This window comes from Nonomuraea aridisoli (genome assembly GCF_003236395.1).
Taxonomy (GTDB): Bacteria; Actinomycetota; Actinomycetes; order Streptosporangiales; family Streptosporangiaceae; genus Nonomuraea; species Nonomuraea aridisoli.
In genome coordinates this window covers 20,828-34,896 of sequence record NZ_POUD01000074.1, presented here as the reverse complement: position 1 = coordinate 34,896, position 14,069 = coordinate 20,828, and the positions used below count along the sequence as shown (strand labels likewise).

Sequence of the window (14,069 nt, the reverse complement as noted above, 5' to 3'; positions counted from 1 at the left end):
CCACCCACACCCACCCCTGACCCGGCCGGTCTCAAGATCGCTCGAGAACAGCTCCCCCGCAGGAAGAGCTCACTCATGCGCACCAGTTACGCCGTCACCCACCCGGAGGCGACACACCACGTCGAGAGGGTCGTCGGCGGCTGGCATGATTCGCGGCTGACACCAGCCGACCTCAGCGCGGCCGCCTCCATCGCCCAGGCGCTGCGGGCCCAGATCCCGGACGGCGCCGATGCGCAGCTCTTTTCCTCGGATCTGCAGCGCACCGGGCAAACCGCCGAGAAGATCGCCGAGTTGTTCGGCGTGAAACCATTCCTGGACCCCAGGCTGCGGGAGAAATCCTACGGAGCGGCGGGGGGAAGGCCACAGGAGTGGCTGGACCAACGATTCGTCCCGCCACCGGCCGCCGGGGAGCGGCTGGAACACGACGAGGGCGTGGAGGGTGCCGAGACCAAGGCGGCGTTGGCGCAGCGCATCTACGCGGCCATGGACGAGATCTTGCAGCGCCCCTGCGAACACCAGATCATCGTGACTCACGGTGGCTCCCTGACGTTCGTCGTGACGTCCTGGATCAAGATGCCGATCAAGGCGGTCGGCCATGCCGGTTTCCGGGCGCCGTCCGGCAGCATCACGACGCTGCACGAGGACGACTTCTTCCACAACCGCACGGTCGTCAAGCTCGGCGACACCCGCCATCTCGACTCCACCGAAGCCGGCTGACCTCCACCCGGCCCACTTCCACGGCTGACGGAAGGAACGGTGGGGCAGGCGGTTCGGGGGAAGTTCACTGAGGAGTGTCGGCGTCGTCGGGAGGTCTTTCGTGAGTGGTCGGCTGGTCCTCACCGTGGGCCATGGCGCGCGGCCGATCGACGCGTTCCTCGCCGTCCTGCGTGACGCGCGGGTGTCGGTGGTGGCCGACGTCCGCAGGTTCCCGGGATCTCGACGGCACCCGCAGTTCGGTCGTGACGCCCTGGCCGAGGCGCTCCTCGGCGCCGGGATCGGCTACGAATGGCACGGGCAGGCGCTGGGCGGCCGGCGTACCGCGCGCCCCGGCTCCCGCCACACCGCCCTGCGCCATGGCGCGTTCACCGGATACGCCGACCACATGGACACCCCCGAGTTCCGGACGGCGGTGGACGAGCTGGTGACGCGCGCCGGCGGCGAGCGGCCGGCGGTGATGTGCGCGGAGACCGTCTGGTGGCACTGCCACCGCATGCTGCTCGCCGACGCCCTCGCGATGCGCGGAGCGACCGTCGTGCACCTCCTCGACGTCGGCCGCCAGGATGCCTACCGGCCGCATCCCACGGTGCGCCGCGGACCCGACGGATGGCCCGTGTACGACGTGCCCGACACCCTCCCCGGTATCGACTGACGACGTCAGGACACGGGGGCGGGGCCGGTGCTGCCGCGCGGGGTGAGCACCGCGACCTTGTCCTCGTACGGGGGCACGGTCTCGCCGGCGATCAGGGCCAGCAGGCGCTGGGCGGCGTGGGCGCCGTACGCGGGGATGTCACGGGTGAGGGCGGTCAGCGGCGGACGGACGACCTGCGAGAGCGGCGAGTCGTCCCAGGCCACGACGGACAGGTCGCGCGGCACCTCCACCCGCATCTCCTGCGCCACCGACAACCCGGCGACCGCCATGATGTCGTTGTCGTAGATGATCGCCGTGGGCCGGTCGGCCGAGCTGAGCAGCCGCCTGGTGGCCCTGGCGCCCTCCTCGCCGGTGTAGTCGGTGTGGACGATGACGTGGTCGGCCGCGCCGGCGCACGCCTCGGCGAACGCCTGGTCGCGTACGGTCGTGTGGACCAGCTCCGGCAGCCCCGCCACCCGCGCGATCCGCCGGTGTCCGAGGGCGACGAGGTAGCCGACGGTCTCGCGTACGGCCTGGCCGTCGTCGGACCAGACGGCCGACAACGAGCCCGCCTCCGAGGGATGGCCGATCACCACGGCGGGCATGCCGAGCCGCTCCAGCTCCGCCACCCGGGAGTCGGCGTAGTGCAGGTCGACGAGGAACACCCCGTCGATGCGGCTCTCGCCCCACCAGTGGCGGTAGATCTCGCTCTCCTGCCGGTGGCTGGTGACGACCTGGAGCAGCAGCGCGAACGAGCGGTCGGCCAGCACGCCCTGGATGCCGCTGATCAGCTCCATGAAGAACGGCTCCACGCCGAGGACGCGGGGCGACCGGCACAGGGCGAGGCCGACGCAGTTGGCCCGGGCGCCGTTGAGCGCCCGCGCGGCGCTGTTGGGCCGCCAGCCGATCTCTTCGGCGATGGCGAGGATCTTGGCCCGTGTCGCCTCGGACACCCCGGGCTGCCCGTTGAGCGCGTAGGAGACCGCCACCTTGGACACCCCGGCCCGGCTGGCGATGTCAGCGATCGTCGGTCGCTTCACGGTCTCCCCTTCTGAACCGGATAACCTCACAACTCTAGGCCATCCGCGCCCGTTAGGTCATTAACCGCTTAAGCCACGTGCCAGGGCTTCGTCTCCTGGGTCTCCTTGGCGGTGTCCGCCACGCGCAGCGCGTACGTGGGGCGTGGCGCGCCCCGCACCGGGCCGAGGTACGTGTGGCCGGTCATGTGACACCACGCGGGCAGGTCGACGGGCGCGGCCGGGTCGGTGGCGATCAGATGGATCACGGCTCCTGGGCCGGCCTGGCGCACGTGTCCGCGCAGTTCGATGAGCAACTGCACGCACAGCTTGTCGCCGCCGTCCACCACAAGGTCGGGCATATCACCAGGAAACCACCCGCGACGCGACGCCCGCACACGAAAGGCCGGCACGGGCCGCGGACGGGCCCCGGGCGGTTGGCAGACCACCCGGCCCGATCCCGCGGCGCGTGCCGTCCCCTCCTCGCGGCGATCCACCCCTTCTGAGTACGGAAGGGGCGCCTCAAGTACCTTGACAAATTTTTTTGTCGGCACATACGCTTCAACCATGCAGACCAACTCGGCGGACGGCACCCCCATCGCCTACACCCGCACCGGCCAAGGCCCCGCGGTCGTCCTCGTGGACGGCGCGCTCAGCCACCGCGCGCAGAGCATCAACACCCCTCTGGCCGACGTGCTGGCCGACGACTTCACCGTCTACACCTACGACCGGCGCGGCCGGGGCGAGAGCGGCGACACTCCGCCGTACGCCCCCGAGCGCGAGATCGAGGACCTGGCCGCGCTCGCCGAGGCGGCCGGCGGCCCGATCCGCCTGTACGGCACGTCGTCGGGCGCCGCCCTCGCGCTCGCCGCCGTGGACGCGGGTCTCACGGTGGAGCGGCTGGCCCTGTACGAGCCGCCGTTCATCGTCGACGGCTCCCGCCCGCCCATCCCCGCCGACTACGTCCGGACGCTGGAGGCGCTGGTGGCCGCGGACCGGCGCGCCGACGCCGTGCGGTACTTCATGCGCAAGGGGGTCGGCCTGCCCGCCGTGGCGGTGGCCATGATGCGGTTCATGCCCGCCTGGTCCGCGCTCAAGGCGACGGCCCACACGCTCCCGTACGACGCCGCCTTCGTGGCCCCGTACGAGCTGGGCCGGCCCTTCCCCGAAGGGAGCTGGGCCGGGGCGAAGACGCCCACGCTGGTCATCGACGGCGGCAAGAGTCAGCAGTGGATCCGCAACGCCGCCAGGTCGCTGGCCGAGGTGCTGCCCCAGGCCGGCCACCGCACGCTCGACGGCCAGACCCACATCGTCAAGCCCGAGGCGCTGGCGCCCGTACTCAAGGAGTTCTTCTCTTGACATCCTCCCCACGGATGAATCCGGAGGATTCCAACCACCCATTGACCTACGAGAGGAGGACGGGTTGAGGTTCGCGGTTCACCGGCCTGCCCAACGGCGAGCCTCCCCGCGCAGCAACCGCATGCCCTGCGGCCGTATCTCTGATGTTCCTTGCCGCGTTCACATCAGCGTTGCAGGCGTATCCGCAGGACCGGCAGCGGAAGACGGCTTGGCTCTCGCGCGCCTCCCGATCCACGACCCCGCACGCCGAGCACCGCTGGCTCGTGAAACGCGGATCGACCCTGACGACCCGCCCGGCCACCTTGTGCTCCAGCCGTTCCACCAACCGGCCCCACCCCGCGGCCAGAATGCCCCGGTTCAGGGCGGCCTTGGCCCGGACGTTCCTGCCCGGCTGCTCGACAGTGCCGCGCGCCGAACGCGTCATGCCCCTGATGTTCAGATTCTCGACGGCGATCACATCGAAATCCCGAGCCAGCTCCGTGCTCGCCTTCTCCGCCCAATCCCGGCGCCGGTCCACTTCCCGGGCCTTCAACTCGGCGATGTCGGACTTGAGGCGCGCTCGGCGCTCGGAGCCCTTCTTGGCGCGGGCCAGCTTGCGCTCCAGCAGCGCCAGGCGTCTCTTCTCCGCCTCGCTCAGAGTGGGAACGGACAGCATCTTTCCCGTGGACAGGGCCGCCGACACGGCCACGCCACGATCAACCCCGACCACCTGACCCGTGCCAGGCGCGGGGATCGGTTCCGGGATCGCGGCGAAGGCCACGTGCCAGCGCCCCACCCGGTCGCGGGTGACGCGGTAGGACTTCACCCCTTCGGGCACCGCGCGGGACCAGCGGAACCGTACCCAGCCCACCTTTGGGATCTTCACCGCGCCGACGTTGTGCGACAGACGGCGCACATCAGCAGGTTTGACCGCGACGACGCGGAACCCCTCATGCCGCCCCTGCTTGCGCCACGAAGGACGCCCATGGGTGCCCGCGAAGAAGCCGGCCATGGCCTGAGCGAAGTCCCGCAGCGCCTGCTGCTGCACCATCTGCGAGCCTGCACGCAGCCACGCGAACTCCGCCCGGGCTTCGGTCAACTGCCGGCACTGCTCAAGGTATCCCGGCGACGAACGACGCCCTGGCCGCCAGTGCGCGTGCTGCTCCACCGCCAGGTTCCAGACGAAACGCGCATGCCCGCAGTGCTCCAGCAACGCCTGCCCCTGGGCAGGTGTCGGCGCGAGGCGGTAGCGGGACACGCCGATCAACCTAGTGATCAGCACCGACAGAATCCTGCGGCGCAGGGCAGCGTTCACTTCCCAGGGCTGAAGCCCGGGGTCTCCCCGCTCAAGGGGACAAGATGATCTCCCGCGAGGAGGTCGTGCGGACGGGTGAGAGCATCGCGGCCATACAGCAGGACGACGGCGGCGTGCCCTGGCCCGAGGGCCATGTGGACGCCTGGAACCACGTCGAGTGCCTGATGGCCATGTCCGTGGCCGGGCTGGAGGAGCCCGTGCGCCGCGGCTACGCCTGGCTGGCCCGCCACCAGCGCGCCGACGGCTCCTGGCCGATGAAGCTGGCCGGCGGCGTGCCCGCCGAGCTCGGCGGTGAGAGCAACCACGCCGCGTACGTCGCCGCCGGGATCTGGCACCACCACCTCGTCACCGGCGACCAGCGCTTCACCGAGGAGAGCTGGCCGATGGTCAAGGCCGCGCTCGACTACGTGGTGGACCTGCAGACCGAGCGGGGCGAGATCGTCTGGGAGCGCGACGCGGAGGGCAGGGCGGCGACGTACGCGCTGCTCACCGGGTGCTCCTCGATCCACCAGGGGTTGCGCTGCGGCGTGCTGCTGGCCGACCGCCTGGGCGACCCGCAGCCGCACTGGGAGCTGGCCGCCGACCGGCTGGCGCACGTGCTCAACGACCACCCCGAGGCGTTCGCCGACAAGAGCCGCTTCTCGATGGACTGGTACTACCCGGTGCTGGGCGGCGCGGTGCGCGGGCCGCGGGCGGCGGAGCTGCTGGAGCGTGAGTGGGACACGTTCGTGGTGCCGGGGCTCGGCATCCGCTGCGTGTCGGACCAGCCGTGGGTGACCGGGGCCGAGACGTGCGAGCTGGTGCTGGCGCTCGACGCCGTGGGCGAGCGGGAACGGGCGCTGGCGTTGTTCGCCGACATGCAGCACCTGCGGCACGAGGACGGCTCGTACTGGACGGGCTGGCAGTTCGTCAACCGCAGGCACTTCCCGCACGAGCGTTCCGGGTACACCGCCGCGGCGGTGGTGCTGGCGGCCGACGCGCTGTTCGGGTACTCGCCGGGCTCCGGGCTCTTCCGTGACGTCGAGAGCGCCTGCGTGTCCGACCCGGACGTGTGCGGCTGCGGGTCGCGCGTCCCTCCGCAGCCGGCCGACGAAGGCGCCTGACCCTTTCTGATCGCCCGCCGCCGGAGCGAAGACAAGCGCTTTTGCGGGTTCTTTGCCGGGGAAATTCGGTGTGCCGCCGGTGAAGGCCGCAAGAGGGTTACTAGCTTCGTGGGTGGCCGTACGAGGCGTCTTCGGGGGAAGCGTGGGCGACACGGGCACAACATCGTTCTTGGACCAGGGCAGGACCGAGCCGACACCCGAGCCGACGCTGTCCCCGCCCAGGGGGCTGCGGAGGTTTCTCACCAAGGACCCGCAGGAGTCCGATCTGAGCCGCCGCCGCTTCCGGCTGCGCGGCGGACCCGCCCGGACGGTCTTCACCACGGCGGAGACGTCGTACGTCTTCGGCTTCAACGCGGTGATGTCACGAGAGATCGAGAAGGTCGAGGACCTGCCGGAGGAGCAGCGCCCCTTCGGATACGAGGGCGCGGCGGCCGGCTGCACCCTGCTCGACCTGCTCACCCTGACCCGGGGCCGGCGCCTTCACGAGCTACTAGCCGGCCCCGCCCAGCATCACCGCCACGCCGCCTACCTGGGTGCCGGCCGCGCGTACGCGCTGCTGCGGCTGCGCCCGTTGTGGGGCGCGCGGCGGGCCCATCCGCTGCTGCGCTGGCTCGCGGTGGACGGGTTCGGCTTCCAGTGGAGCCTGTCCAGGGCCGACCGCATGATCGGCGAGCGGACGATGCCCGACCTACTGACCCGGGCGCACTGCGCGGTGTTCGACCAGGGGCTCGGGCGGCTGCTGTGGTACCACGACTGCGCCTCCCCCGACGACGTCGCCGCCCGGATCGGCGAGTATCCGCCGTCGCGGCGGGCCGACCTGTGGAGCGGGGTCGGGTTCGCGGCGGCGTACACCGGAGGGGCGGAGCCGGACGAGCTGTGGTGGCTGACCGAGCACGCCGGCGCGGACGGGTTCCGCGCGCACCTGGCACAGGGCTGCGCCTTCGCGGTGGCCGCCCGGCTGCGCTCGGGGACGCTGCCGGAGGACATGGCGCACGCGGTGCAGATCCTGACGGGGGCCGAGCCGGACGAGGCCGCCGCGTGGACGGACCGGGCGCTCATCGCGCTCGGGCACGAGGCGCACACGCACGAGGACTTCCAGAGCTGGCAGACCCAGACGCGCCGCTCGTGGACCCGCCGCCACCGCTACTGAGCCGGATGCCGCAGGCTCGTGGACCCGCCGTCATCGCTTGTTGAGCCGGATGCCGCAGGCTCCTGGGCCCGCCGTCATCGCTTGTTGAGCTAGATGCCGGCGCCGACGCGCTCCAGGACGCGGACGGAGCCCGTCTGCGCCACCTCCGTGAACGCCCCCGACTCCAGCGCCCGCCGGTAGACCCGGTAGGGCGCCTGGCCGCCGTCGGCGGGGTCGGGGTAGATGTCGTGGAAGACCAGCGCGCCGCCGGGCATGACGTGCGGCGCCCAGCCCTCGTAGTCGTGGGTGACCGGCTCGTCGGAGTGGCCGCCGTCGATGAAGAGCATGGCGAGCGGGGTGTTCCAGAGGGCGGCGACCCGCTCGGACCGGCCGACGATCGCGATCACCTCCTCCTCCAGCCCGGCCGCGGCGATCGTGGAGCGGAACGTCGGCAGCGAGTCCATCTTCCCGAACCGGGGGTCGACCAGCGTCGGGTCGTGGTGGGCCCAGCCCGGCTGGATCTCCTCCGAGCCGCGGTGGTGGTCGACCGTGACGACCACGGACCCGGCCTGCCGGGCGGCGGCGCCCAAGTAGACGGCCGACTTGCCGCAGTAGGTGCCGATCTCGCAGATGGGGCCGAGCTTGCCGTAGTGGCAGGCCGTTTCGTACAGGGCCAGGCCCTCTTCGTGGGGCATGAACCCTTTGGCGTGCTTGGCCGCGTACAGCAGCTCTGACGGCATCGTCATGGGCATGCACCCTAGCCGAACCGAATAACATTCCGGCGGACTCTTGCCCGGCCGTTCTGCAACCTGTTCTACTTGGCTCGTGAATCAGCGCGCTCGCATCGCGATGTCGGACGACGAGGTCACCGCCTTCCTGGAAGCGGCACGCAAGCTGCAGCTGGCGACCATCAACCCCGACGGCACCCCGCACATGGTCACCATGTTCCACGCCCTGGACGAGGGGCAGGTGGTGTTCTGGACGTACGAGAAGTCGCAGAAGGCCAGGAACCTGGCGCGCGATCCACGGGTGAGCTGCCTGGTCGAGACCGGCGACGAGTACGCCGAGTTGCGCGGCGTCCTGCTGTACGGCAGAGCCGTGCCCGTGGAGGACCGTGACCGCGTCCTCGGCGTCGGCATGATGATCGCCCGCAGGATGACGCCCGGCGTGCCCGACGAGCTGCTGCTTCCGTACGTGGAGAAAACCGGGCGCAAACGGCTTGCGTACGTCGTCGAGCGCACCAAAGTGGTCTCATGGGATCACAGGAGGCTCACGTGAAAGTGACAGTGGACGAGCTGGTCTGCGAGGCCAACGCCGTGTGCATGGGGCTCGCCCCCGAGGTGTTCGAGCTGGACGACGACGACCGGCTGCACATTCTTCTCCCCGAACCACCCCACGAGCTGCGGGACCGCGTCCGTCATGCGGTCCGGTCCTGCCCGAAGGCCGCTCTGACCCTCGAGGAATAGTCCATCCAGCCACGAGAGGAACCCCCCATGCGCGCCGCGATCCTGCACGCCGTAGGCAACGACAAGCTCGACATCCGCGACGACGTCACCCTGGCGCCCGTCGGGCCGGCCGAGGTCCGGGTGCGCATCCGGGCCACCGGCGTCTGCCACTCCGACCTGTCGGCCATGTCGGGGGTGCTGCCCCAGCCCGTGCCGCTGATTCCCGGCCATGAGGGCGCGGGTGAGGTGGTGGAGGTCGGCGGGCACGTCACCTCGCTGACTCCGGGCGACCACGTGGTGATCAGCTGGCACCCGGCCTGCGGCGCCTGCGACCTGTGCGTGGGCGGGCAACCGTACCTGTGCAAGAAGTACCTGGTCGAGTCGTTCACCAAGGGCAACTTCCGCTTCGGCGGCGACGGGGCGACGGCGTTCGGGATGGCGGGCTGCGGCACCTGGGCCGAGGAGATCGTCGTGCCCGCCCCGGCCGCGATCAAGATCGACGACGACGTGCCGTGGGAGGTCGCGGCCCTGATCGGCTGCGGCGTCACCACGGGCGTGGGCGCGGTGTTCAACACCGCGAAGGTGCGTCCCGGCTCCACGGTCGCGGTGATCGGCTGCGGCGGCGTGGGCCTGTCGGTCATCCAGGGCGCGCGCATCTCCGGCGCCCGGACGATCCTCGCGATCGACCCGCTGGCCTCCAAGCATGAGCTGGCCAGGAAGGTCGGCGCCACCCACGCGGTGACGCCTGACGAGGTGCCCGGCGCGCTGCAGGAGCTCACCGGCGGCGCGGGCTTCGACTACGGCTTCGAGGTGGTCGGCAAGTCGGCCACGATCCAGAGCGCCTGGCAGGTCACCCGGTCCGGCGGCGACGTCATCGTGGTGGGCGCGGGCGCGATGGACGACATGGTGTCGCTGTCGGCCTTCAGCCTGCTGTTCGAGGGCAAGAAGCTGCTGTCCAGCCTGTACGGCGAGTCCGACGTCCGGCACGACTTCCCGTACTTCGCCAAGCTGCACAAGGCGGGCCTGCTCGACCTGGAGTCGATGATCAGCGCCCGCATCCGCCTCGGCGACCTCAACGACGCGGTGGCGGCGCTGCGCGGCGGCGAGGCGCTCCGTCAGATCGTGCTGATGGACTGACGAGCCCCGGCGGTCTCCTCCGCGCCGCACGGAGGGGGCCGCCGGCTGTCTACGCGCCGAGCAGGCGGCCGACGGCCTCGATCCGGTCGGCGATCATCCGCTCGCCGACGGCGGTGCCGGGGATGATGTGGGCGACGTGGAAGGCCCCGCTGTAGTGGTGCAGCTCCGTGGGCACCCCCGCCCGCATGAGCAGCCGCGCGTAGTCGATCCCCTCGTCGCGGGTGGGGTCGATCTGGTACGCGACCGTCCACGCCGGAGGCAGACCGGCGAGGTCCGCCACCCGGGCGCGGGCGGGAGCGGCGTGCACGGGCACGTCCGGGCCGCCCGGCTCGGCGGTGCCGCGCAGGTAGTGACGCCAGCTGTGCGGCGAGTTCGCGGCCTGCCAGCCGGGCGTGTCGGTCAGGTCGCGCATCGAGGGCGTGCCGAGCCGGTCGTCCACGGTGGGCGCGTCGAGGAACTGGGCGATCAGGCGCGGCCCGCCGCGGTCGCGGGCGAGCATGGCCAGCGCCGCCGCCAGGCCGCCGCCCGCGCTCTCCCCCAGCACGCCGATCCTGCCGGGGTCCACGCCGGGCTGCTCGCTGAGCCAGCGCAGCGCCGCGTAGCAGTCCTCCAAAGCCGCCGGGTACGGGTGCTCGGGGGCCAGCCGGTAGTCCACCGTCACCACGACGACGCCCGCCCGGTCGGCGATCAGCCTGGCCGGGAAGTCGGTCAACGCCAGGCCGCCCATGACGAAGGCGCCGCCGTGCAGGTACAGCAGCGCCGGCAGCGGCCGCACGGCCTGCGCGAGCGCGTACACCCGCACGGCCACGTCCGGGGCCTGCGCCGGGCCGGGGACGAGCACGTCCCGCACCTCCAGCGGGGTCGCGGACTCGTACGAAGGCAGGTGCGCGGAGACCTGCCGTTCGAGCTCGCGGGCGGCCCGCAGGTCGGTCAGGTCGAGACGCGGGAGGGCGGCGGCGACGGCCGCCAGCTCCGGTTCGAGGACGTAGTCGGTCATGCCGGTCATTCGACCAGCTCACCCTCCGGTCAGACCACGACGATTCGTGCGCTGTCGGACGGCGATTCCTGCACACGATGGTCCCGCCGCCAGCGGGCGGGCGTCATGCCGAACTGCCGGCGGAACGCCCGCTCGAACGTGCGCGGCTCGCCCAGCCCGACGGCCGCGCCGATGTCCGCGACCGGGCGCGGGGCGTACTTGGGGTCGGCGAGCATCGCCCGCGCGGCGAGCAGCCGCTGCTCCCTGACGTACGCCGCCGGCGTGGTCCCGATCCGGGCGAACAGGGCGTGCACGTGGCGGACGGAGACGTGGTGGCGGCGGGCCAGCTCCGCCACGGTGAGGCGGGGGTCGGCGAGGTGCTCCCGAACGTGGGTGCGCATCAGCCCCAGCAGCACCGTGCCGGCGCTGTGGTCGCCGGGCACGGCGGGGGCCAGGCCGCGCAGGGCCATCATGACCAGCTCGATCCCGGCCAGGCCGGCGTCGTGGGCCTGCTCGCCGGACAGGTCGCCGGCGAGCTGGAACAGCTGGCGGACATACCCCGACAACAGCTGCACGGCGGGCGTGCCGGCGTCCATCCCGCGGGCCAGGGCGGCGTCGATCTCGGCCGGGCGCAGGGGCAGCAGGCCGCGGGGGAACTGCAGGACGAGGCTGTGGACGCCGGTGACGTCCAGCTCCCAGGCGCTCCTGGACTCGTACAGGACGCCGGCGCCCGGGCTGAGCTCGGCCACCCGGCCGTGCTGGAGCAGCCGTCCCGAGCCGGCCACGTGCACGCAGAAGAGCAGCAGGTCGTCCCGTTCCGTCCGGGCGGCCATGCGTTCGGTGGTGAACGTGCGCATCGGCGTCATCTTGGCCTCGGAGAGCGAGACGGCGTCCCCGAGAGGCTGCAGGGCGAGCCGCCCCCGGTAGCGGGGCCGCCGCTCGGCGACGACCGGCATGTAGCTCTGCCCGGCCGCCAGCTCCAGTTCCTCGGCAGACCGCAGACTCTGGACGAACACCCCGACAGCGTACTGACGGGCCTTTTGCCGGAGCACTCCGGCACCGACCCGCGCCCCCGTGCGGCGGGAGCGCGGGCACCGTGCGGTCAGGTGGTGGAGAAGGCGGCGTCGAAGGCCGTCGTGGGCGGGGTGATGGAGTTGAGCCTGCGGATGTACGCCAGCGCCTCCTTGGCGCCGTCGAGGCGGTCCATGCCCGCGTCCTCCCACTCGATCGAGATCGGGCCTTCGTACCCGATCGCGTTGAGCGCGCGGAAGCAGTCCTCCCAGGGCACGTCGCCCCGGCCGGTCGAGACGAAGTCCCAGCCGCGGCGCATGTCGGCCCACGGCAGGTGCGACGACAGGCGGCCCTTGCGGCCGTCGCCGACCCGCACCCGCGTGTCCTTGCAGTCGACGTGGTAGATGCGGTCCTTGAAGTCGAGGATGAACCCGACGGGGTCGATGTCCTGCCACACCATGTGGGACGGGTCCCAGTTGAGGCCGAACGCCGGCCGGTGGCCGATGGCCTCCAGGGTCCGCACGGTCGTGTGGTAGTCGTAGGCGATCTCGCTCGGGTGCACCTCGTGCGCGAACCGCACGCCGACCTCGTCGAAGACGTCGAGGATCGGGTTCCAGCGGTCGGCGAAGTCCTGGTAGCCGGCCTCCACCATCGAGGCCGGCACCGGCGGGAACATCGCGACGGTGTGCCAGATCGACGACCCGGTGAACCCGACCACGGTGTCCACGCCCAGCAGCGAGGCGGCCCTGGCGGTGTTCTTCATCTCCTCGGCCGCCGCCTGCCGCACCGACTCGGGGTCGCCGGAGCCCCAGATGCGGGCCGGCAGGATGCCCTTGTGCCGCTCGTCGATCGGGTGGTCGCAGACCGCCTGGCCGACCAGGTGGTTGGAGATCGTCCAGACCTTCAGGCCGTGCTTGTCGAGTTGGGCGCGCTTCTGCTCCACGTACGACGGGTCGGAGACGGCCTGCTCGACGTCGAAGTGGTCACCCGAGCAGGCGATCTCCAGGCCGTCGTAGCCCCACTCGGCGGCGAGCCGGCACACCTCCTCGAACGGCAGGTCGGCCCACTGCCCGGTGAACAGTGTGACGGGTCTCATTCAGTCCTCCACGTTCGTGTAGCGGCTGCCCTCAGCCGCGCTCCGCTCGACCGCCTCCAGCACCCGCTGCACGCGCAGCCCGTCGGCGAACGACGGCGTGGGGTCGGCTCCGGTGGCGACCGCCTCCAGGAAGTCCTTGATCTCGTGGGTGAAGGTGTGCTCGTAGCCGAGGCCGTGGCCGGGCGGCCACCAGGCGCCGACGTACGGGTGGTCGGGCTCGGTGACGAGGATGCGCTCGAAGCCGCCCCCGCCCTCGCTGACCCACAACTCGTTCATGGCCTCGAAGTCGAACGCCAGGCTGCCCAGCGAGCCGTTGATCTCGATGCGCATCGCGTTCTTGCGCCCGCTGGCGAACCGGGTCGCCTCGAAGGAGGCCACTCCGCCACCCGACAGCCGCCCGATGAACAGCGCGGCGTCGTCGACGGTGACCGTGCCCTTCTCGGCCGACGCGGTGGCGCCGAGCCCCGCCGACTCGGCCGCGAGCGGGCGTTCCTTGATGAACGTCTCCGTCAGCGCCGAGACGCCGAGGATCCGCTGCCCGGTGATGAACTGGGCGGCGTCCACGATGTGGGAGCCGATGTCGCCGAGCGCACCGGCGCCCGCCTTGTCCTTCTGCAGCCGCCAGACCAGCGGGAACTCCGGATCGACGATCCAGTCCTGCAGGTAGACGGCGCGCACGTGCCGGATCTCGCCGATCCGGCCCTGCTCGACGTACCGGCGGGCGAGCGCGACCGCGGGCACCCGCCGGTAGTTGAAGGCCACCATGCTCTTGCCCGGCGCCGCGGCGGCCGCCGCCACCATGACCTCGGCCTCGGCGACGGTGTTGGCCAGCGGTTTCTCGCAGATCACGTGCTTGCCGGCCTCGAGCGCGGCGACGGCGATCTCCGCGTGGGAGTCACCCGGCGTGCAGATGTCGACGATCTGCACGTCGTCGCGCTTGACCAGCTCTCTCCAGTCGGTCTCGGCGGCGGCCCAGCCGAGCTGAGCCGCGGCCGCTTCCGTGCGCTCCTTCGACCTGCCCGCGATCGCGGCCATCCGCGGAACCAGCGGCAGGTCGAAGAAGGCGCTCACGCTGCGCCAGGCCTGGGAGTGGACGCGGCCCATGAAGGCGTAGCCCACCATTCCCACGCCGATGGTGGTCTTGTCTGACATGCA

General features: G+C 71.6%; 16 protein-coding genes. 8 read left to right on the top strand and 8 right to left on the bottom strand.

Going from position 1 to position 14,069, the window contains the following annotated elements; translation table 11 throughout:
• A partial coding sequence (locus C1J01_RS19395; protein ID WP_220039991.1) for a histidine phosphatase family protein occupies positions 1-717 on the top strand: 717 nt, incomplete at its 5' end.
• A 100-nt stretch (positions 718-817) separates the two neighbouring features.
• Positions 818-1,369 carry a DUF488 domain-containing protein gene (locus tag C1J01_RS19390; RefSeq protein ID WP_235854536.1) on the top strand — a complete coding sequence of 184 codons (552 nt, stop codon included), beginning with the start codon at positions 818-820 and terminating at the stop codon, positions 1,367-1,369.
• A gap of 5 nt (positions 1,370-1,374) precedes the next feature.
• Here the strand turns inward: C1J01_RS19390 and C1J01_RS19385 are convergent, their stop codons facing one another.
• Both C1J01_RS19385 and C1J01_RS19380 read right to left on the bottom strand, forming a co-directional pair.
• Complete coding sequence (locus C1J01_RS19385; RefSeq protein ID WP_111180384.1) at positions 1,375-2,388, bottom strand: LacI family DNA-binding transcriptional regulator; 1,014 nt, start codon at positions 2,386-2,388, stop codon at positions 1,375-1,377.
• Positions 2,389-2,456: 68 nt separating this feature from the next.
• A complete protein-coding gene (locus C1J01_RS19380; protein ID WP_111180383.1) occupies positions 2,457-2,726 on the bottom strand; it encodes a sulfurtransferase TusA family protein in 270 nt (89 codons plus the stop codon).
• Between the two features lie 205 nt (positions 2,727-2,931).
• On the opposite strand from C1J01_RS19380, the gene C1J01_RS19375 reads away from it, so the two are divergent.
• Positions 2,932-3,723: an alpha/beta fold hydrolase gene (locus C1J01_RS19375; protein WP_111180382.1), complete on the top strand. Its 792-nt coding sequence runs from the start codon at positions 2,932-2,934 to the stop codon at positions 3,721-3,723.
• A 46-nt stretch (positions 3,724-3,769) separates the two neighbouring features.
• Here the strand turns inward: C1J01_RS19375 and C1J01_RS19370 are convergent, their stop codons facing one another.
• A complete protein-coding gene (locus tag C1J01_RS19370; protein WP_220039990.1) occupies positions 3,770-5,017 on the bottom strand; it encodes an RNA-guided endonuclease InsQ/TnpB family protein in 1,248 nt (415 codons plus the stop codon).
• A gap of 44 nt (positions 5,018-5,061) precedes the next feature.
• Here C1J01_RS19370 and C1J01_RS19365 point away from each other — a divergent pair, with 44 nt between their 5' ends.
• On the top strand, positions 5,062-6,120 hold the full coding sequence (locus tag C1J01_RS19365) for a glycoside hydrolase family 15 protein (protein WP_181448852.1): 1,059 nt from the start codon (positions 5,062-5,064) through the stop codon (positions 6,118-6,120).
• Between the two features lie 169 nt (positions 6,121-6,289).
• Entirely contained in the window at positions 6,290-7,270 is a 981-nt protein-coding gene (locus C1J01_RS19360) for a DUF1702 family protein (RefSeq protein ID WP_181448851.1), read from the top strand.
• 89 nt (positions 7,271-7,359) lie between these two features.
• Here the strand turns inward: C1J01_RS19360 and C1J01_RS19355 are convergent, their stop codons facing one another.
• Positions 7,360-7,989, bottom strand: coding sequence for a class I SAM-dependent methyltransferase (locus C1J01_RS19355; protein ID WP_181448853.1), 630 nt, complete (start codon positions 7,987-7,989; stop codon positions 7,360-7,362).
• A gap of 85 nt (positions 7,990-8,074) precedes the next feature.
• Here C1J01_RS19355 and C1J01_RS19350 point away from each other — a divergent pair, with 85 nt between their 5' ends.
• The 3 genes from C1J01_RS19350 to C1J01_RS19340 are packed head-to-tail and all read left to right on the top strand — an operon-like array spanning position 8,075 to position 9,831.
• A complete protein-coding gene (locus tag C1J01_RS19350; protein WP_111180379.1) occupies positions 8,075-8,527 on the top strand; it encodes a pyridoxamine 5'-phosphate oxidase family protein in 453 nt (150 codons plus the stop codon).
• Positions 8,524-8,715: a ferredoxin gene (locus C1J01_RS19345; RefSeq protein ID WP_111180378.1), complete on the top strand. Its 192-nt coding sequence runs from the start codon at positions 8,524-8,526 to the stop codon at positions 8,713-8,715. The genes C1J01_RS19350 and C1J01_RS19345 overlap by 4 nt, the downstream gene beginning before the upstream one ends.
• A 27-nt stretch (positions 8,716-8,742) precedes the next feature.
• On the top strand, positions 8,743-9,831 hold the full coding sequence (locus C1J01_RS19340) for a Zn-dependent alcohol dehydrogenase (protein WP_111180377.1): 1,089 nt from the start codon (positions 8,743-8,745) through the stop codon (positions 9,829-9,831).
• A 49-nt stretch (positions 9,832-9,880) separates the two neighbouring features.
• On the opposite strand, the gene C1J01_RS19335 is transcribed toward C1J01_RS19340, so the two are convergent.
• From C1J01_RS19335 to C1J01_RS19320, 4 genes are all read right to left on the bottom strand, one after another.
• The gene (locus tag C1J01_RS19335) at positions 9,881-10,828 is read right to left on the bottom strand and encodes an alpha/beta hydrolase (protein WP_111180389.1); all 948 of its coding nucleotides are present in this window, start codon (positions 10,826-10,828) and stop codon (positions 9,881-9,883) included.
• Between the two features lie 29 nt (positions 10,829-10,857).
• Entirely contained in the window at positions 10,858-11,823 is a 966-nt protein-coding gene (locus tag C1J01_RS19330) for an AraC family transcriptional regulator (RefSeq protein ID WP_111180376.1), read from the bottom strand.
• Positions 11,824-11,909: 86 nt separating this feature from the next.
• A complete protein-coding gene (locus C1J01_RS19325; protein WP_111180375.1) occupies positions 11,910-12,914 on the bottom strand; it encodes a sugar phosphate isomerase/epimerase family protein in 1,005 nt (334 codons plus the stop codon).
• On the bottom strand, positions 12,915-14,066 hold the full coding sequence (locus C1J01_RS19320) for a Gfo/Idh/MocA family protein (protein ID WP_111180374.1): 1,152 nt from the start codon (positions 14,064-14,066) through the stop codon (positions 12,915-12,917).
• Between the last annotated feature and the right edge of the window lie 3 nt (positions 14,067-14,069).

Excerpts from the sequence above, each read along its gene's own strand:
- C1J01_RS19380 (WP_111180383.1), bottom strand. The coding sequence starts at position 2,726 with ATGCCCGACCTTGTGGTGGACGGCGGCGACAAGCTGTGCGTGCAGTTG.
- C1J01_RS19375 (WP_111180382.1), top strand. The coding sequence starts at position 2,932 with ATGCAGACCAACTCGGCGGACGGCACCCCCATCGCCTACACCCGCACC.
- C1J01_RS19365 (WP_181448852.1), top strand. The coding sequence starts at position 5,062 with ATGATCTCCCGCGAGGAGGTCGTGCGGACGGGTGAGAGCATCGCGGCC.
- C1J01_RS19355 (WP_181448853.1), bottom strand. The coding sequence starts at position 7,989 with ATGCCGTCAGAGCTGCTGTACGCGGCCAAGCACGCCAAAGGGTTCATG.
- C1J01_RS19340 (WP_111180377.1), top strand. The coding sequence starts at position 8,743 with ATGCGCGCCGCGATCCTGCACGCCGTAGGCAACGACAAGCTCGACATC.
- C1J01_RS19335 (WP_111180389.1), bottom strand. The coding sequence starts at position 10,828 with ATGACCGACTACGTCCTCGAACCGGAGCTGGCGGCCGTCGCCGCCGCC.
- C1J01_RS19325 (WP_111180375.1), bottom strand. The coding sequence starts at position 12,914 with ATGAGACCCGTCACACTGTTCACCGGGCAGTGGGCCGACCTGCCGTTC.
- C1J01_RS19320 (WP_111180374.1), bottom strand. The coding sequence starts at position 14,066 with ATGTCAGACAAGACCACCATCGGCGTGGGAATGGTGGGCTACGCCTTC.